14 protein-coding genes are annotated in these 18,032 nt (G+C 50.8%); 8 read left to right on the forward strand and 6 right to left on the reverse strand.

What is annotated here, in order from left to right:
- Nucleotides 1–177: 177 nt before the first annotated feature.
- The 4 genes from HFP08_RS05480 (at nt 178) to HFP08_RS05495 (ending at nt 5,316) form a co-directional block, all read left to right on the forward strand.
- Nucleotides 178–1,098 (forward strand): ABC transporter permease, encoded by a 921-nt coding sequence (locus tag HFP08_RS05480; RefSeq protein ID WP_168119538.1) that lies wholly within the window; start codon nt 178–180, stop codon nt 1,096–1,098.
- A gap of 21 nt (nt 1,099–1,119) precedes the next feature.
- On the forward strand, nt 1,120–1,998 hold the full coding sequence (locus HFP08_RS05485) for a carbohydrate ABC transporter permease (RefSeq protein WP_168119913.1): 879 nt from the start codon (nt 1,120–1,122) through the stop codon (nt 1,996–1,998).
- A gap of 74 nt (nt 1,999–2,072) precedes the next feature.
- Entirely contained in the window at nt 2,073–3,623 is a 1,551-nt protein-coding gene (locus HFP08_RS05490) for an extracellular solute-binding protein (RefSeq protein WP_240941108.1), read from the forward strand.
- 91 nt (nt 3,624–3,714) lie between these two features.
- A complete protein-coding gene (locus HFP08_RS05495; protein WP_168119540.1) occupies nt 3,715–5,316 on the forward strand; it encodes a response regulator in 1,602 nt (533 codons plus the stop codon).
- 133 nt (nt 5,317–5,449) lie between these two features.
- Here the strand turns inward: HFP08_RS05495 and rsiV are convergent, their stop codons facing one another.
- From rsiV to HFP08_RS05515, 4 genes are read right to left on the reverse strand one after another with little or no spacing between them, the layout of a single operon-like run.
- Nucleotides 5,450–6,322, reverse strand: coding sequence for an anti-sigma-V factor RsiV (gene rsiV / locus HFP08_RS05500; RefSeq protein ID WP_168119541.1), 873 nt, complete (start codon nt 6,320–6,322; stop codon nt 5,450–5,452).
- On the reverse strand, nt 6,322–6,831 hold the full coding sequence (locus HFP08_RS05505) for an RNA polymerase sigma factor (RefSeq protein WP_168119542.1): 510 nt from the start codon (nt 6,829–6,831) through the stop codon (nt 6,322–6,324). Before HFP08_RS05505 ends, rsiV begins: the two co-directional genes overlap by 1 nt.
- Entirely contained in the window at nt 6,813–7,955 is a 1,143-nt protein-coding gene (locus HFP08_RS05510; RefSeq protein ID WP_168119543.1) for an acyltransferase family protein, read from the reverse strand. Before HFP08_RS05510 ends, HFP08_RS05505 begins: the two co-directional genes overlap by 19 nt.
- On the reverse strand, nt 7,952–8,785 hold the full coding sequence (locus HFP08_RS05515) for an SGNH/GDSL hydrolase family protein (protein WP_168119544.1): 834 nt from the start codon (nt 8,783–8,785) through the stop codon (nt 7,952–7,954). Before HFP08_RS05515 ends, HFP08_RS05510 begins: the two co-directional genes overlap by 4 nt.
- A 223-nt stretch (nt 8,786–9,008) precedes the next feature.
- On the opposite strand from HFP08_RS05515, the gene HFP08_RS05520 reads away from it, so the two are divergent.
- The 4 genes from HFP08_RS05520 (at nt 9,009) to HFP08_RS05535 (ending at nt 12,515) form a co-directional block, all read left to right on the forward strand.
- Nucleotides 9,009–9,734 carry a hypothetical protein gene (locus tag HFP08_RS05520; protein WP_168119545.1) on the forward strand — a complete coding sequence of 242 codons (726 nt, stop codon included), beginning with the start codon at nt 9,009–9,011 and terminating at the stop codon, nt 9,732–9,734.
- Nucleotides 9,727–10,539 carry a hypothetical protein gene (locus HFP08_RS05525; protein ID WP_168119546.1) on the forward strand — a complete coding sequence of 271 codons (813 nt, stop codon included), beginning with the start codon at nt 9,727–9,729 and terminating at the stop codon, nt 10,537–10,539. Before HFP08_RS05520 ends, HFP08_RS05525 begins: the two co-directional genes overlap by 8 nt.
- 128 nt (nt 10,540–10,667) lie before the next feature.
- Nucleotides 10,668–11,426, forward strand: coding sequence for a DUF4184 family protein (locus tag HFP08_RS05530; RefSeq protein ID WP_168119547.1), 759 nt, complete (start codon nt 10,668–10,670; stop codon nt 11,424–11,426).
- 123 nt (nt 11,427–11,549) lie between these two features.
- Entirely contained in the window at nt 11,550–12,515 is a 966-nt protein-coding gene (locus tag HFP08_RS05535; RefSeq protein ID WP_168119548.1) for a GNAT family N-acetyltransferase, read from the forward strand.
- A 1,067-nt stretch (nt 12,516–13,582) separates the two neighbouring features.
- On the opposite strand, the gene HFP08_RS05540 is transcribed toward HFP08_RS05535, so the two are convergent.
- On the reverse strand, nt 13,583–15,631 hold the full coding sequence (locus tag HFP08_RS05540) for a family 20 glycosylhydrolase (protein WP_168119549.1): 2,049 nt from the start codon (nt 15,629–15,631) through the stop codon (nt 13,583–13,585).
- A complete protein-coding gene (locus HFP08_RS05545) occupies nt 15,628–17,919 on the reverse strand; it encodes a helix-turn-helix domain-containing protein (RefSeq protein WP_168119550.1) in 2,292 nt (763 codons plus the stop codon). Before HFP08_RS05545 ends, HFP08_RS05540 begins: the two co-directional genes overlap by 4 nt.
- Nucleotides 17,920–18,032: the final 113 nt, after the last annotated feature.

Consider the following 18,032-nt stretch of genomic DNA (forward strand, 5'->3'; position numbering starts at 1 on the left):
CATTATAGGGAAGGCGCGGGAGAGAGAATAGGCGGCAACGATGACTAAATTCGGTAACATCATGCCATTTCAACGATGTCATGAATTTACCGATTATTCGCATGAGTGTCCCCTGTTTTGTCAGAGGCAGGCTTTCTATAATGGGGATACACATCAGGTCAAGGGGGAGAGGGAAGGATGAGCTTCAATTACTTCAATCGCTTGTGGGTTGAAATAAGACGAGATTGGGATTTGTATGCCATGCTTGTTCCGGGCATTGTTTTTCTGCTGGTATTCAAGTATACGCCGATGTACGGCATCGTCATTGCGTTTAAGGATTTCAATATCTTCGACGGCATGTCCGCGAGTCCTTGGGTCGGCTGGGACAATTTTCAGCGACTGCTGGATTCGCGAGATTTCGCCAGAGTATTCGTTAATACCATCATTATTTCGATTTACAAAATCGCATTTCTCTTCCCGCTGCCAATCATTCTCGCCATCCTTCTTAATGAAATGAAGAACATGATATTCAAGAAGGGTATTCAAACTATCGTTTACTTGCCGCATTTCCTGTCATGGGTCATCATTAGCGGCTTGTTCGTCGATCTCTTGTCTACAAATAATGGTCTTGTGAATCGAATGATTGAGGGAATGGGAGGAACGCCGATTGCGTTCTTCATGAATCCGGACTACTTCCGTTCCGTGCTGATTTCATCTGCGGGCTGGAAGGAGGTCGGCTGGGGAATGATCATCTACTTAGCGGCAATTACGGCAATTGACCCGAGTTTGTATGAAGCCGCCAAGATCGACGGAGCGGGGAGATTTCGGCAAATCTGGAACGTGACCGTTCCCGGACTCGCACCGATCATTCTGCTCATGTTCATTCTCCGTCTCGGCCATATTCTGGAGGCGGGTACGGAGCAAATTCTGGTCATGTACAATTCCATCGTCTACGAGGTGGCGGATGTCATCGGCACCTATGTCTACCGCATGGGACTTGGACAGCAGGATTACAGCTTCTCGACCGCCGTTGGCTTGTTCGACTCGGTGATCGGATTTGTGCTCATTATTACAGGCAATTATTTGAGCCGTAAATTTTTGCAGCGCGGCATTTGGTAGAAGGGGGAATTCATCTTGAAAATGAGAACAACATGGGGAGATAAGCTCTTCGTCTTCTCCAATTATTCATTCTTCATTCTGCTTGGCGTCATAACCGTCTTTCCCTTTCTCAATCTGATCGCGAAATCGCTTAGCAGCGAGGCGGCGGTCATCTCGGGACAGGTGAGTCTGATTCCGGTCGATCTTCAGTTTGGTACTTTCGCGTTCGTTCTGAAGGACAACTTGTTTCAAAGCGCCTTCCGAAATTCGGTGTTCGTCACGCTTGTCGGGACCATGCTCAGCATGGGCATGACCGTGCTGTCCGCTTATCCGCTTTCGAAGCCGATGCTGAGGGGCAGGAAGCTGTTCATCTTGATGTTTGTGTTCACCATGCTCTTCAGCGGCGGACTGATACCCACCTATTTGCTGATTCAGAGCTTGGGTTTGGTTAATAAACTGCCGGTTCTGTTCCTGCCGGCCATGATCAGCGTATTCAATTTGCTTGTCATCAAGAACTATTTCGAGAATATTCCCGATGCTCTTGAGGAATCCGCGAAAATCGACGGAGCGAGCAATACCCGCATTCTTCTGCAAATCGTGCTGCCCCTGTCCATGCCGGTTTTGGCGACGATTGCTTTGTTCTATGCGGTTGCCTTCTGGAACGATTTCTTCATGGCGATGATCTATATCAACAGCCCGGAGCTCAAGCCGATGCAGCTGTACCTCAAGGAATTGCTGGCTTCCGCCAATGACGTGTTCATGCGGCTGGATACCATTGATGTCAATATGGCGATGAACGCCTCGCCGCAAGCGATTCAAGCCGCCTCGATTATCGTGGCGACCGTACCCATCCTGCTGGTGTATCCGTTCCTGCAGAAGTATTTCGTAAAGGGGGTCATGCTTGGCTCGGTGAAAGGGTAACGCGGCTTTATTGGATGTAAGGAGACCAGACTACACAACTAAGCAAGTGAATGAAAAAAGGGAGGTTATTGAACATGAAAAAAACAGCTTTCATTATGATGATCATTGCTATGATGCTCACAGTCGCAGCCTGCTCGGGTGGCAATAACGGAAACAATGGGAATAACGGGAACGGCTCGGCGGGCACGAATTCCGCGAACGGGACGGGGGATCCGGGCGCGACATCGGCAACCGATGGAGGCAGCGATAACGCCCTGACGGGAGATAAGCCTGAGCTTCGCCAATTGCTTCCCTATAACCGGATTGATCCCAACTCGGATTATATTGCGAACTTCCTGGAGGAGAAAACCGGCTATAAGGTGAAATACGAGATGCTTCCTGAAGAAATGCCTGACGAGAAGCTGAACCTGCTTATGGCGAACAAGGAGCCGTATGATTTCATGACGCTGACGAAGTCGCAATTTTTCAATCTGGCGGAAGCGGGGGCATTGGAGCCGCTCGATGATCTGCTCGATCAATACGGGCCGAATATGAAGGCGGGCATCATGGATGAGACCTGGAAGGCGGCCACGCTTGACGACAAAATCTATGCGATCCCTCAGGCGGGAACGGGGACTGCCGCCAGCATGAATCTGGTGATGCGCAAGGACTGGCTGGATGAGCTCGGCTTGGCTGTTCCGACGACTCGAGATGAATTATATAACGTGCTGAAGACGATCAAGGAGAAGAAGAAGGTAATTCCGCTTGTTGGCTATGAGAGCATTGAGCCGAATATCGCCCGCACCTTCGGCATTGCAAATCCGTGGGAAGAAGTGGATGGAAAGCTGATTCATCAAGCCGAAAACCCGAGAATGTCCGAATACCTGGCCTTTATGAACAAGCTGTACAAGGAAGGCTTGATCGATTCCGAATGGCCGATTAATACCGGCTCCAAGGTGATCGAGAAGTTTTCCAGCGGGCAGGCGGCCATGATGAGTCTGGCCTGGTGGAGCGCGCCGTCAATGGTCGGCGCCCTGAAGAAAAATTTTCCGGATGCCGAGCTGGTTACTCTTCCATACCTGCCGCAGGATAACGGCAAAGCGGTTATTGGCGTGAATACGGGAATCACTTATTTCATCGCCATACCGAAATGGTCGAAGAACAAAGAGCATGCCGTCAATCTCATGAACGAGAAGCTGGAGCCGGCCCTGTTCAAAGAGCTTGTCATCGGTGAAGAAGGCGTGCATCACAAGTTCGAAGACGGCAAATATTTCCCGATTCTTCCGAAATTCAACGATGATCTGAATAACGGCAGCTACTTCCTTACAGGCGTGGATGAGCGCACCTATGCGGATTATTGGCAGGCAAGGGTAAGGAAGGATCCCGTGCTGCAAGGCTACTACGATCAATTCCAGGAACAGGCGAAGGGCTTGTTCATCATCGATCCGATGTCCAATGCCGAGCCGATTCCGAGCATTGCGGAGCATACGCAGAAGCTGGCCAAATTCACGGAGGACACCTTCCTGACGTATATCGCGGGTTCTGCTTCTCTTGACACCTTCGAAAGCTATTTGGCACAATGGAAAGCAGACGGCGGCGAGGAAATGGTGAATGACGCCAACGCTTGGTACGCTGCTCATAAGTAAACCGTTCCTGCTTCACATAGACAGCTTGACCTTCCGCCTTCCATTCGGGATGCGGAAGGTCTTTTGCATCAATCTTCCCGGAGGTGAACGCATGAATCTGATGATTGTGGAGGACGAGCCCCGGTTGCGCAATAATCTTGCCCTCGACATTCCTTGGGAGGAGCATGGCATACAAGTGATTGGCCTTGCGGCAAGCGGAGAAGAAGTCGTTGCCCTCTTCGACCGGAAGAAGCCCGATATCATTCTTGCGGACATTCAGATGCCCGGCATGAACGGCCTTGAGCTTGCGGAATGGGTCAATGCCCGCGATCCGCTGGTGAAGATGATATTGCTCAGCGGTCATGACAGCTTCGATTATGCACGGAAGGCTGTCGAGCTCGGCATCAGCAAATATTTATTGAAGCCGGCCGGCGATACGGAGATCGTGAACGCCGTGCTTCAGGCGGCAGGCGACCTTAAGAAGCACTTGGATCAACTGCATAATGTGTCCTTGTTCCAAGAAAAATGGAAGCAGCATCTGCCGAATTTGAGGGAGATGTTCCTGCTGAATTGGCTGCATGGCAAATATTCGCCCTGGGAGATTCAGTGGAGAAGCAGGGATGTACAATTCCCGATAGATTCGATCGGCCATTATTGCGTGGCGTTGCTCGACATGGATCCGCTGGCGGCGGACGAGTCCCGATTCACGGAACGAGATACGAGCCTGCTGCATTCCTCTTTATTCTATATTACGCAGGAGACGCTGCAGCAAGGCTCGGTTTGGGTAGCCCCGGACAGAGACGGAGCGACGGCGGTGCTGTTCGCAACAGAGGGTAGCCCTGATACGGAAGGCTTCCTTCATCAGGTGAACGCAAGCATTGGCAAGCTGCTCGGCATCGTAAGAGAATGCTTGAAAATAACGGCAAGCGCCGGAATCAGCGGGGTGGCCGCGAAGCCGCGGGAGCTGAATCAGCTCTACGAGCAGGCAAGAGAGGCATTGCAAAGACGTATCGTATACGGCAATAATATCGCGGTCACCTATCAGGATCGATTCGAGACGGAGACGAGGCATCATTCCTACCCGGATATAGAGCGCGAGCTCGAGGTGGGGCTCGACACCGGCAATGCGGAGAAATGCGGCAGTTCGCTGCAGAAGCTGTGGACATTCATGCTGGGAGAAGCGCGAACCGTCGATGAGGTGAATGAAGCGCTGTTCTATTTCAGCTCTCTATTCATTCGGTTGATTCAGCAAAGAGGCGGCTCCGTCAAGGAGGTTGCGGGTCCCTATTTGCTCTATTTGCAAAACCTGCAGAGCTTCTCGACGAAGGAGCAGGTCTATGAATTCTTAACGAATATACTCGAACGCCTGCAGCATTATCTCGCAGAGAAGAGGGGCGCCGCCGGGCACAAGATGGTAGACGCCGTCCTGCAGATGATCGAGGAGGGACTGCATGAAGAGCTTTCCCTGCATGCCGTGGCCGATCGATTGTTCATCAATTCCTCGTATTTGAGCAGGCTGTTCAAGCAAGAGACCGGCAAGGCCTTCTCCTCCTATGTGCTGGAGCGCAAGATGGAGCGTGCGAAGAGCGCGCTGCAGGAAGGCGCCAAGGTGTATGATGCGGCAAGCGGCGTCGGCTTCCGCGATGTCAGCTACTTCACCAAGGTGTTCCGCAAGTTCTGGGGCATCACTCCGAGAGAGATGGCGCGGAACTGAGAAGTGTAAGGTGTTTTAGCGCAGATTACAGCTTAGAAGGACGCCGTTTGGCGTCGCAACAAAAATAAAAATCGAGCTAGGCCCAAAGATACGATTCAATGCGATAAGCGGAGTGAGCTTTCGCGCTTGCCAGCTATCTCACATAATAATCGCTTACAAGCAAATCCCCTATCGCGATGGCGGGAATTGTGAATTCGATAATGCCCATGAAGCCAGGGGTAATCTCGTACTTATTGAACACGATAACAAGCTGATGCTTGTCATTGATATAGAAGCTCTGATTGGGATCGATCGCCTTGAAACCGTCAATATGCAAATCGGCGTCGGACTCCAGCCAGTAGACGAGATTGGGATCGGCCTCCATGCGGGCTTTCATCTGGTCTTTTATGTTTTGCGAGATAGCATCGATATAGCGATTATCCTTGAACAGCATGGGCAAGCTGAGCAAAATATGATTTTGCTTATCAATCGTGTCGATCTGCACGGTATCGCTTGAAGAAGCCATCGATACGACAACGTAACGGGCGAGGGAGAAGATTTGATCATTATCGGTCTTCACCTCATAATCGGACGAGATGCTGAGATGGCCGCCGCTCTTTTGCTTCAACTCATCAATATCTGCTTGAAATTCCGAATACAGCGTCTTGCCTTCCTTCACATACTTGCTATTAAGCAACTGCTCCAGCTCAGCGTCGTTCAAACCGGAGACGGAGGGAACCTTAATTTCGGCATGATAGCGATCGTCCTGGAATGTGTAGGATTTGAAGGTGAGCACCTCGACAATGCCGCTCATGCCGGGAATGCGTCCGAACGCCTCCGCAACCTTTGAGTTGATATTGATGCCAATCAAGAAGATGAGCAACACCGAGCATACTGCGGTCAGCCACCTTGCGCGAGCTCTCTTCTTGCTGGGGTTATTTAGAGCTTTTCTCACGATAAAATCCAATTCCTCAGGTATGTCGATCTGCTTATATTCCTCTTTCAATCGGTCGATAGAATTATCCATTAAACATCCCTTCCTTGTGAAGGCTCTTCGTCCATGTTGATTTTGAGCAGCCTTAACGCTCGATACAAGCGGGATTTGACTGTGCTTATATTCATAGACAATACATCCGCCACTTCCTCAAGCTTCAAATCCTCGAAATAACGAAGTACAACGACCTCGCGAAAGGGCTGAGGCAAGCTTTCTAATTCACGCTCCAAATCCAGATTGGCGTAATGATCCTCCGCGGCTGCACTTTTATACGCAATGACCTGAGGATCCGTAACTTGAATTCGTTTATGCTTTCGAAGGAAGTCCAGCGCCGTATGAACGACGATTTTGTAAAACCAGCTTTTGATTGCATCCAATTCGACCAATCGATGAATGGCGGCAAGCGCTTTGATAATCGAATCCTGAACGATATCGAGCGCGTCCTCCTTGTTCCTTACATAGCTGTACGCAAGCCGGTAAATATTCTCTTTGTTCTCGTTAATCCAGTGTACAAGCTTTTTTTCTAGGGCTCTGTTACGCATGACGGAGCAACCCTTCTCTGACGGGAAGTAATCATCTTATTCCATACTCTTCCGAGCCAGCCGCGGCGGAGCGGCTCTTCTATATATTTATAGCTCAATGCGGCTAATAAGAGACTTGCGCCGAATTGAAGCAGAACTCTGTCGATGTCGATGCCGTCAGTGTTCACAATCGGACTTGTCATGATGATGACGGGAAAATGCCATAGATAAAGGCTGTAAGAGCGAACGCCGATCCAGCGCAGCGGCTTGCAGCCGATTAGCTTAGCCAGCCTGCTCGAAGGATGAGCTAGCACGGCAATAACAATAGCGGACAGCAGGGACAGAAGCACTAATCCTCCATAGTAGAGGAAGCTGCCGTATTGATGAGACAGAGCGATCATGAGCAAAATGCCAAGAACACAGCCAGCGCCCAACATGTCTAGCACATTTCGAGTCCTTCGAGACAAGGTCTCGCTCAAGCGTCCGCTCGGCCATACTGCAGCGAGAGCCGCGCCAATAAGCAGCGCGAACACCCGCGTATCCGTGCCGTAATAGACACGGCTCGGATCCATGCCTGGCTCGTAGAGCCAGGCCATGGCAATCGCAGACAGGAGAGCGCCGCCGAGGGCGAACAGCATGATATTGCCGCGACGTAGGAAGAACGTCAGCCCTGCAATAAGCAAGATAGGCCACAGCAGGTAGAATTGCTCCTCCACGGCAAGCGACCATAGATGGCCGATCGGCGAAGGCGGTCCAAAGCTTTCGAAATAGGATACCTGATGGAAGATCAGCCACCAGTTGTTGTAATAGAATGTTACGGACAGGAAGTCGTCCTCCAGACTGGCTAATCTGGATCGGTCGAAGACCAGCAGCCATAAAGCGACAACGGCCAGCATCGCGAACATGGCCGGAAGCAAGCGGCGCGCTCTGCGAAGCCAGAATTGCTTCAGATTAATGCTGCGATTCCGCTTCCATTCGGCCAGGAGCTGATCCGTTATAAGATAACCGGAAATGACGAAGAATACACCGACGCCAAGCAAGCCGCCGGGGGCCCAGTCGAAATGGAAGTGATAAGCAATAACGGCAAGAACGGAGATGGCGCGCAATCCGTCCAGCCCGGGCATATACCTTTTCGAATCGCTCATGCGCCTTCACCTTGAATCGATTGCGCGAGTAGATCTGCGTAGAATTCAGCGCCTTCCCGATTCAGATGCACGCCGTCCTTCGAGAAGAAATCATCTTTGCCTTTGCTTGCGGAATACCAGTCGATGACGGATGCGTTTGAGAATTCTTCGGCCACCTTGGTTAAATCCGAATTGACGGTGTCCTGCCATTGTCTGGGGACGCGAGTGTTCACCAGGAAAATTTGATCGACATCCTTCAGAGAATCCAGCAGAGAGCGAAGCACCTTTTTATTGAAGGAACCATTGGTTCCAAGCTCGATAATGACGAGGTCTCCCAGCTTGCCGTCTTCGGCGAGCGAATTGATCGTATCCTGCGCCTCGGTCATTTGGCGGCCGACCTTGCCGTCGACCACGATGCCGGGAAGCAGCTTGTCGAGATAGGGAGCGGCATCGAGAATGACCGAATCTCCAATTGCCGTTATTCCTTTGCCTTCTGCAATATCCCCAGCTTCGTTCGTATCCTTGGCGGCATTCGGATTCCCTTGATCAGGCTCGGAGCCTGGTTGCCCGGATGGCTGTGCAGTCGGCTGCGGAGTTGAATTGGCGGTCGGTTGCCGAGTTGGAGCTGTTGCTGTTGTTTCTGGATCAGGGCTTGATTCAACGGACGGATTTGGTTCTGTTGAAGACGCAGGATGCGAGGCCTCTGCCGAGTTGCTGCATCCCATGCTCAGAATGAGAAGCGAAGCGGATAGGACGAGCAGCAATGGCTTTAAGAGGCTCCCTATTGGGGATGTATTCTCCTGTGTTGTCGGTCTGTTGATTTGCGTGAAAGAGGTTCTGATGTTCTTCAAAGCGGCGCCGTCCTTCCCTGATTTCTGTGATATATACAAAGACGTCTTAGATGACCGAAAAGTTTATTAATTTCAAAAAAACTTATTGGCAGTTTTTGACGAGTAAAGCTTCTGCCTACGGAGATAGAAAAATCCTCCACGACGAGTGGATCGGGCTCGGATTAAATGGGTGACATTCCCAAATGCTGTGTGTTAAAGTGAAGCTTAACAAGGGGGAGAGAGCGTGGCTTTTCATTTCAGTATGACGAATAATGTGATGAGTATCGCGTGTTTGCTAATCGGATGGATCATTATTTTGACGTTCATGATTCGCCGGTATCGCAAGCAACAAGACCGGCCAGTTGGCTGGAGAGTCTTTCTGGTTGCCTTATTTGGCTTTCTGTCGGTATCCTTCCCGATTGTCATGGGATATTTTTCCTTTAAGCTTGCTGTTTTGCCGTTAGGCGTCTGGATCTTGTACGCCTTAATAGGAAGCCGGGCTTGGCCGAAGTACCGTTGGTATGCTTGGAGAGGCTTCCTCGCCAATTATCTGTTTCTGATTCTCGCTCTGGTATCCGGCTTGCTTAATGACGCGGTCTATCCCAAGGACGACGTTCATACCTATATCTCGGACGTTAATCAGGCGAGAATAGTAGGCACGCATCCTTTTGCGGAAGAGGCTGTAAGCTTTGATACAGCGACGTTTCTCGCAGGACTCGAGCAGCTGCAAGAAAGCGAGATCGATATGGATTGGCATAGTCAAACCGCTTGGAAGTCTGAATCGATGTATCAGAAGGAGCGATTCCCCTACGCTTTGTTAGGCGTAGAATCCAGATGGGGAAGCGGGATCGAGCCGTCCGTGTACATTCAATTTGACGGCAAGGGCTTATTAATCGTTCGGAGCGATCGCAGCCTCTATTACACTTCGGAAGCGAGCTTGCTGGAGATGGGGGAGTCGAGCGATGAATGAGATGAAGGGGATGAATGGGTCGAGCGGAATCAATGGGTTGAACAGAAACAAGAGAACGATGAAGCTGATTATAGCGGTTGCCGCTGCTCTGTTTGTAGTCATCTCGGGCTACATCATCTATGGCGGAAAACCAGGAGAGCTCCCATCGCCGCAGGAAGCACTAGAAGCGATGAATCGCAGCTACGAAAGAGCTGATGCCGCAGAAATTCTGGACATGCAGCTTCTCGATAAACGTCATGCTTTTGTGCCTTTTACTACGGGCAGTGATCAGACGGGGATGAGCTTCTGGGTATGGCATCGCTTCAAGTGGGAGCTGCGCGGGATGGCAGCGAGCGGGAGCGGGAGTGTGCATGTCTGGCAGCTGCGTGGGAATGATCCTTCATCAAGCTTTTTTGTTTGGAATATGGATCCCGAGGAATACATAGGCGACAGTCAGTTCTATTTGCTTCGTGATCGATCCATGTCGAGCTACGGCGACGGCACTGCCTATTATTTGCCGCGCATTCAGTTGAAAATAGATGTGAATTTTCGCGAAAAGCCTTATGGGGCAATGCCCTACCCACAGAATTGGCGGGATTTGATCAAAAATGATCGAGGGTTGACTTTGCCGAATAATTCACCGTTCAATTGGTTGGACAGTACACAAAGCCGCGGATTTTACACGGGCTGGCTGGGGACCCTTAACGAGCCCTATGTAGAGGAGAACATGAACAAGCTCAATAACAGAAGCAGTTGGTCGAGCGGGGGTCCGAATTTGAATTTTGTCCGGAGGCTCGATCCGGAGGATTTGGAGACGCCTTCTTAGGGAGCGCATCTTTTCTTCGTTATTCCGCAACTCTCCAAGATAAGGAAGCGTCTATAAGATATAATCTTCACATACGCTTCATATTACTGAGTATGGATTATGGATATCCAGACGCAAGGAGAACGACTATGCCATTTACTTTCGCTCATCCAGCCTTCGCCTTTCCACTGAAGTGGATTAATCGCAAATATGTCAGCTTGACCGGTCTGACACTTGGAAGCATGGCTCCCGACATGGAGTATTTCCTCCACTTTGAGCCGTATCGAAGCATCGGCCACACACTTCCCGGCTTCTTCCGGCAAGCGATTCCGCTTAGCATTATTTTCGCCATTGTCTTTCATTTGATTGTCAAAAAGTCCCTTGCCCTGCATCTGCCGTCAGCCTTCCATTTGAATCATCGCGCTTATCATATGCTGGGAGAATGGCGCATGAACAGCGTTGCAAGCTGGTTGATCTTTCTCATATCCTTATTTATCGGATTTGTATCTCATCTGACGGTGGATTCCTTCACGCATAGCTCAGGTTTCTTCGCAATGCATTTCCCTTCGTTGAAATTTACGATGATCATGGACCGGCCCTTGTACAAGCTGTTGCAATACGGCTTTTCGTTACTGGGGCTCGGGTTTATTGCAATGACGATTCTCTATTACTTGTTCAGGAGTAATTCGGACGGTGCTGGAGTGCCGGAAATTCCAGCCAGTCAGAAGCTGTTGTTCTGGTCTTGTACATTCGTTATCGCGATTGGCGCAACCTGGATCAAATTAGAGACCAGAGGAGGCTTCCCTAACCTGAGCGTCATGTTCGTCGCTCCGTTTTCGGGCTTTTGCGTCGGCCTTGTTTTCTCGTCTTTGGTCGACAAGCTCGGCAGATGGATGAATAGAACGTAGCAAATTTTGCGATTGTCGACAAAATCTTAAAGCTCGACCATAATCGAAAGAATTGGCTATTTGCCTGCCCGTTGATTTCGCGTACATTTGCTTTAGGGCATGAAAACAACGAGGAGGGACAGCATGATAGTTGAACAATTGGAAGAGAAGCATCTGGCGGGCATGGCGCAGCTATGGAACAAGGAGCTCTCCGAGAGCTTCCCGATGAGACTGAGGCTGCTTCGGCAAAATGTGATAGAGGATCGTTTGTGGCTGCGGAGTGGATCCTGGGTCGTCAGGGAGGAGGAAACAGGGGGAATCGTCGGATTTGTCGTCGCGAAGAAGGCCAGTATGGAGTCGGCCTGCCACGGCATTCATCCCGAGCTGGGTTGGATACAAGCCTTGCTTGTTGCTTCGGAGAAGCGCGGCCAGGGTATTGGCGGAAGCTTGCTGAAGGAGGCGGAGGATGCGTTGCGCACGGCGGGAGCGAAGCAAATCATGCTCGGAAATGACCTGCACAGTCGACTGTTTCCCGGCATTCCGGATGAGCTGGAGGAGACCAAGCTTTGGTTCGAGAAGAGAGGCTACGACTTCATCGAGAATACATTTGATATGCTGAACAGCTACGGGCAGGACGAGCATGTTGGTCTTCCGGATGTGTTCGAGGCTAAGCTTCGAGTGGCGAAGGAGTCCGATCGGGAAGGGCTAATTTCGTTTGTCAGCGAGTGTTTTCCCGGTACTTGGGATTATCAGGTAAGGGATTACTGGGAGCGCGGAGGAACGGGCAGAGAATTCGTCGTTCTGGAGAAGCAGGGAGCCATTATCGGGTTCTGCAGAATGAATGACGGACAATCGCCGCTTCTTGCGCAAAATATTTATTGGTCGCCGCTCTTTGAAGAGCCGCTTGGGGGTATCGGCCCGCTGGGCATTGATGTGCGCTATCGCGGTCATCAATATGGCATCTCGATCGTGCAAGCCGCCATCCATTTCCTTCGCGAGAGAGGCATGAGACATATCGTCATCGACACAACGCCTTTTGTGGATTTCTATGGCAAGCTGGGCTATAAGGTGTGGAAGGGCTATGCGAAGTTTGACAAGGGGTTTGACTAGGGGAGCTTACTAGCAGTTTTTAAGATACTTCTTAGGTGTTTCCAAATTAGCTTTGATTAGGGCTAACTATCATCCAGGTAAATAATAATGCAAGTAAACAAAAATGCAAGTAAACAAAAAGAGCTGTCCCCGTCAATTTGGCGAGGGAAAGCTCTTTTGAGTTCATACTACTGCGGAGCTGCAGAGTTACTCTCTACACCTCCAGCCGCTCAGGAACCGCTTTTTTGCTCTGCAGAGTCCATTTTTACACCTCCAGCTGCTTGGGGCACGCATTTCTGTGCTATAGAGTTACTTTTTACATCTACAGCGGCTCCGGGTACGCATTTCTGTTCTACAGAGTTACACCTACAGCTTCAGGAACACGCTAACGGGGACCCGTAAGTCGGAAAAGTCGACCTGCAGGTATGGAGAAGCGCTAACGTGGAGCCGTAAGTCGAAAAAGTCGACCTGCAGGTCTGGAAAAGCGCTTACTGGGAGCCGTAAGTCGGAAAAGTCGACCTGCAGGTATGGAGAAGAGCTTACTGGGAGCCGTAAGTCGGAAAAGTCGACCTGCAGGTATGGAGAAGCGCTGACGGAGAGCCGTAAGTCGAAAAAGTCGACTTGCGGGTCTTGAAAAGCGCTAACGTGGAGCCGTAAGTCGAAAAAGTCGACTTGCAGGTCTGGAAAAGCGCTGACGGAGTGCTGTAAGTCGAAAAAGTCGACTTGCAGGTCTGGAAAAGCGCTGACGGAGAGCCGTAAGTCGAAGAAATCGACTTGCAGGCCTGGAAAAGCGCAGATGGAGAGCCGTAAGTCGAAAAAGTCGACCTGCAGGTCTGGAAAAGCGCTGACGGAGTGCTGCAAGTCGAAAAAGTCGACTTGCAGGTCTGGAAAAGCGCTGACGGAGAGCCGTAAGTCGAAAAAATCGACTTGCAGGCCTGGAAAAGCGCAGATGGAGAGCCGTAAGTCGAAAAAGTCGACTTGCAGGTCTGGAAAAGCGCTGACGGAGTGCTGCAAGTCGAAAAAGTCGACTTACAGCTGGTGGAACGCGCTGAGGGAGCGCGGCACGCTTGCTGCTCCGCAAGTCATAGCTACAGCTTCAGCCCAAGCTCCTGGTACAACGTCTCCTCCAGATAGTCGTGCAGATAGTAGCGCGAGAGCACATAATGGTCGGCCATTGCTTCGGGCTGGAAGGCGAGCAGCGCTTCCTTCATGCGTCCTCTTGCGGCTTCCAGGCCGCGACGAGTAATCCGATAGTTATTCAACAGCGAACGCCGCTCGGCTTCATTGTCGGGAAACATCGTCGCGCGATACACATACTTATGCGTCGTTCTCGAGCGGTCGGAGGCGGTCTCGAATGCGAGCATGGCGGAGATTAGCTCAGCAACATCCTCATTCCGCGTGACCGCCTTCAAGAGCGCAGGCATCGAGACGTAATAATCCTCGTTCGAATAGTTGCCGAGAAGCTCGGCAGCCTTCTCCGGCGCAATGCCATGGAACACTGACAGGAAGCGGCTCATGAAACTCCCCCCAGCATCCTCATCGCTATTCCAGCATCGATCCGCAAAGTAAGCCATCGTATACCATGAGGTTTCGAAGACGCCGTACGGCACGCCGAGCGAGAACACGGCGGTCCAGTTCGTTCCGACCAGGCCGTCCAACGCAAGCTCTCCGGCGGCCGCCACCCATTGGTCGACGTTGGAGATTCGCTGATCGACGACCGGATAATTCTGATCATCCTTACGGTCGAAGCAGCGAACGGAAGGAGCGCCGATGACCGGAATACCGAGCTTGCGCAGACGAAGCGTCAGTTCGGAGGCGATACGGTCGATCATCTTACCGTTATAATGCCAAATCATGATCGTGACGCGGGAATCCAGCTTGCCTAATTCCTCATCCGAGCAGTGGGCCAGCACATCCTGCCAAATGATCGGCTTCTTGCCGAGCTCGCAGGTGAAGGCGATGAGCCGATTCACGAAATCCAGAAAGGCCAGATTCCGGGAATTGCCGTACCTCTCGCGGCAAACGGGGCATTCGCAGATGCTGTACACCTCGTCGCAGCCTAGATGAAGGTATCGGGAGCCGGTATGCTTCGTCGCCATCTCCGTCAGCAATCCGCTCACCAACTCGAACGAGGCGGGATTGCTCGGACAGAGCTCGCCTGTGGATGCTTCGTTCTCGCGAAGTGACCGGTATTCCACGCGGCCCAAAATATACTCCAGATGGCCGAAGCTTTGCTGCAGCGGAATAATCTCAATGAAATTCCGCTCCGCCGCTGCAAGCAGCTCATTCAACTGCGAATCCCTTAAAGCGTATTCGGGATGACGGAATTCGCGGTTTCGCTCGAACGGGAATTTATCCTCATATTCGATTAGCAGCGCATTGGTCTTCAGGGCCGCGAAGTCATCCAGGTATTCGATAAGCTTCTCCGGCTTCGAGAAGGTCTGACGGAAGTCGTAATTCATGACGCGCAGCGGCACATCGGGCCAGTCTTCCACATCGCAAGCGGGAAGGAAAGGGGCTTGTGTCGGCAGTTGAGCATTTTCCGGCAGTTGAACGCCATACGACAGTTGAGCCTGGTCGAATAGTTGCTTGAGCGTCTGCATGCCGTAGAACAAACCGGCCGCCTCTCCCGATACAAGCCAGATGCCGTTCGAGCGCACCTTCATGCAATAGCCCTCAGACGCCTGCAAGGCTTCATTGAGCTCAGACTCGGCAGCAACAGAGCTAGAGGCAGTGATGAAGGTGGAAAGATAGGTGAAATCAAAGGCATGCCCGGCCTCCAACGGTCCGATATATAAGACAAACGGCGGCCATTGGCTGCCACTTGCATGCTCCACACTGCCAAGCTCTTGCTGTGCAACGTCAAGCGCATGCTCCACACTGCCAAGCTCTTGCTGTGCAATGCCAAGCTCTTGCTTTGCAACGCCACAACCATGCTCCGCACTGCGACGCACCTGTTCTGCAATCCCAACCCCTTTTCCTTCTACAAGCTCCGGGAACAAACGCTTGGCTGCAGCCGCGAGTCTGGAATCTGAAGCTTTCATATTCAATATCAGGCGATGCTCCGAATTCAATCGGTAGTCACCGTCCCTCCGTTCATACCATTTAATTTGCGGTAATGTCGAAATCGTAGTCATGATTCCTCTCCCTGCCATTTATTGTTTTGACGGCGATATTCGCTCGGCGTCATGCCGGTATGCTTTTTGAACACGCGATTGAAGGAAGCCACGGTGAAATAACCGATTAACGAAGCGATCTCCTGAATTTTCAAATTCGTGTCCTGAAGCATGCCCATTGCTTTGTTCATGCGGACGGAGAAGATATAATCGCTGAAATTCGTACCCGTCTTCTCCTTGAAATAAGTGGATAGATAAGGCCCGGTTATGCCAAGCTTGCTAGCAATCGCGTCAAGAGACAGATCGTCGCCGTAATTGGATTCGACGTATTCCATCACGAATTTCGTCATCACATCCGTCTCCGAACGCTTGCCTCGTATAAGCTCCGCAGCTCGCGAAAGGAACTGCTCGAAGAAGGCTTTGTACTGCGGAAGCGTGTAACAGGATTTCAACTGGTCATAAGGCGACGCTTCGTCCGCGGACATGCCGAACGATATATTTTGCGCGTACATCACCTTGAATGTCCGATTGACGACGTCCTTGGAGAAGTCTTGGAATTGCTTCGCCAGCGCGTCCATCTTGGCCAGTTGGTCAAGGAGTTTATGGACGAGCGGTACGGTGACGGAATCGGAGCCCGAATGCAGATTAGCCGTCAGCTCGCTCTCCTCGAGCGGGCTTGGAATCATAAGCGCCGGCTGCGGATGCCATTCCGTAATGACCTGCACATCCTCCCCAAGTCTGCGTTGCTTAATCAGATCGAGCACATTCTGATAGGTCTCCGCGATATCAGTCGAATGCTTGCGTACGGGGCTTGGCGCGATGGTGAAATTGCAATAGCTGGAATCCAGCTCGAATATTTCGATCAGATTTTGAAGCGGATTCGACTGCTTATCCTTCTCTTCATCCTCCACGAACAGAATCGTAAGAATCTGATCCCTCTCAAGCTGAAACGTTAATGAGTCCTTGTAATGAGCTGCGAAATTGGCATGAATCAACTCCTTGTACATATTTAGAGCGCGCTGAGGCGCATTGGAAATTTCAATAAGGAACCGGTCCTTGAACACAAGCTGAAACAAGACGAGACGATAGGGCTTGTTGGCGTCAATGGCTGCCGGCAACGGAGCGTCTCTGCCATGTATCTTTTTCAATCTCGTCATATAGGCGAATTGCTGCAAGAGCGAATTTTTCGATTCGAGATCCTCATGAATGGCTTTATTCGATTTGGATAGATGGCTCAGCGTATTGTGAAGAACATTGAATTCCTTAATGCGGCTGTTCATATTCCAGGGCAGGCCGCCAGAGCCAAGCGCTTGGCTCGAACGCAGCATATTGGCCAGAGGATTGTGGAAACGCTTCGCGATGAAATAGGAAACGACCAGGCTGATCAAGACGGACAGCGCCAGCAGCGCGACCATCAGAATATTGAGCTTCTGCATTTGATCGACCAAGCCTCTGTCAGACAGAACCTCGATGTAAGTGAAGCCCGTATCTCCGCCCTTTTTATAGAAATAATAAATATCATCCTGTTTCTTGTAGCCTGTTCCTTGAAGGTTATTGACAGCCGCAGGCAGCTCGATGCTGTCGTCGGTCGTGAAGATCACCTTATTGCTTTCATCCAAAATAACCAGATTGCTGCCCTCCTTCGGCTGATAGAAGGCGTCATACAGCGCCGTGCTCTTCATGAGCACGATTAACGCGAAATTATGATCATAAGCGTTCTTGACCATGATTGGCATGAGATTGCCAATCGATTCCTTCTCGAAAGCGGTCGAGATCTGGAAAGTGGCGGACGGATATACCTTGAAGCTCTTCGCACTGTCCATTTCCTTGCTCCAGAAATCTGCCGTATACAGAGGATGGGCGTAGAATTTGTTGAACATGGTCAACGGATCCCGCGTGCCGTCTTTATCAATGACAAGTCCGCTGTCTTTGAAATAATAAATCATATTGTCAATGTAAAGCAGAGAATTATTGAGCGAATAGCGCAAGCTTTTCTGCGCGTCGGTTACGATATCGTATCGAACGCCAGGGCTCGCGCTCCGCAGAATTTGCGTGTCGTTATTGAAGAGATAGCTAAGCATATAGCTCCGAATCAGCTTGATATGCTTCTCGTAATTCGACGCGGTTGTATTCAGATTCATGCCGCTGTTTACAATAATTTCATCTTTAATGCTGTTGCGAAAGAAGGAATAGGAAACCAGATTGATGCTGACAAGCAAGAGAATGATCACGATGAAGCTGCTGAACAGAGTGTAAAAAAGCGACATCTCCATTTTGAATTTTGTCGAAAATCTCCTTATCCATTTCATCCCGCCATTCCTTTCTCTCCTTTGGCTTAACCCCTATTCAAGTATAGCATGCGCTTGCTGAACGGGTTCAATTGTCTGAACTTTAAAAACTTGTCGATTTTCATGATTCGCTC

The sequence above is a fragment of the Paenibacillus sp. HB172176 genome (assembly GCF_011947265.1).
Lineage (GTDB): Bacteria > Bacillota > Bacilli > Paenibacillales > Paenibacillaceae > Pristimantibacillus.

Excerpts from the sequence above, each read along its gene's own strand:
- HFP08_RS05490 (WP_240941108.1), top strand. The coding sequence starts at position 2,073 with ATGAAAAAAACAGCTTTCATTATGATGATCATTGCTATGATGCTCACA.
- HFP08_RS05530 (WP_168119547.1), top strand. The coding sequence starts at position 10,668 with ATGCCATTTACTTTCGCTCATCCAGCCTTCGCCTTTCCACTGAAGTGG.
- HFP08_RS05540 (WP_168119549.1), bottom strand. The coding sequence starts at position 15,631 with ATGACTACGATTTCGACATTACCGCAAATTAAATGGTATGAACGGAGG.
- HFP08_RS05495 (WP_168119540.1), top strand. The coding sequence starts at position 3,715 with ATGAATCTGATGATTGTGGAGGACGAGCCCCGGTTGCGCAATAATCTT.
- HFP08_RS05510 (WP_168119543.1), bottom strand. The coding sequence starts at position 7,955 with ATGAGCGATTCGAAAAGGTATATGCCCGGGCTGGACGGATTGCGCGCC.
- HFP08_RS05525 (WP_168119546.1), top strand. The coding sequence starts at position 9,727 with ATGAATGAGATGAAGGGGATGAATGGGTCGAGCGGAATCAATGGGTTG.
- rsiV (WP_168119541.1), bottom strand. The coding sequence starts at position 6,322 with ATGGATAATTCTATCGACCGATTGAAAGAGGAATATAAGCAGATCGAC.
- HFP08_RS05535 (WP_168119548.1), top strand. The coding sequence starts at position 11,550 with ATGATAGTTGAACAATTGGAAGAGAAGCATCTGGCGGGCATGGCGCAG.
- HFP08_RS05480 (WP_168119538.1), top strand. The coding sequence starts at position 178 with ATGAGCTTCAATTACTTCAATCGCTTGTGGGTTGAAATAAGACGAGAT.
- HFP08_RS05485 (WP_168119913.1), top strand. The coding sequence starts at position 1,120 with ATGAGAACAACATGGGGAGATAAGCTCTTCGTCTTCTCCAATTATTCA.
- HFP08_RS05505 (WP_168119542.1), bottom strand. The coding sequence starts at position 6,831 with ATGCGTAACAGAGCCCTAGAAAAAAAGCTTGTACACTGGATTAACGAG.
- HFP08_RS05545 (WP_168119550.1), bottom strand. The coding sequence starts at position 17,919 with ATGAAATGGATAAGGAGATTTTCGACAAAATTCAAAATGGAGATGTCG.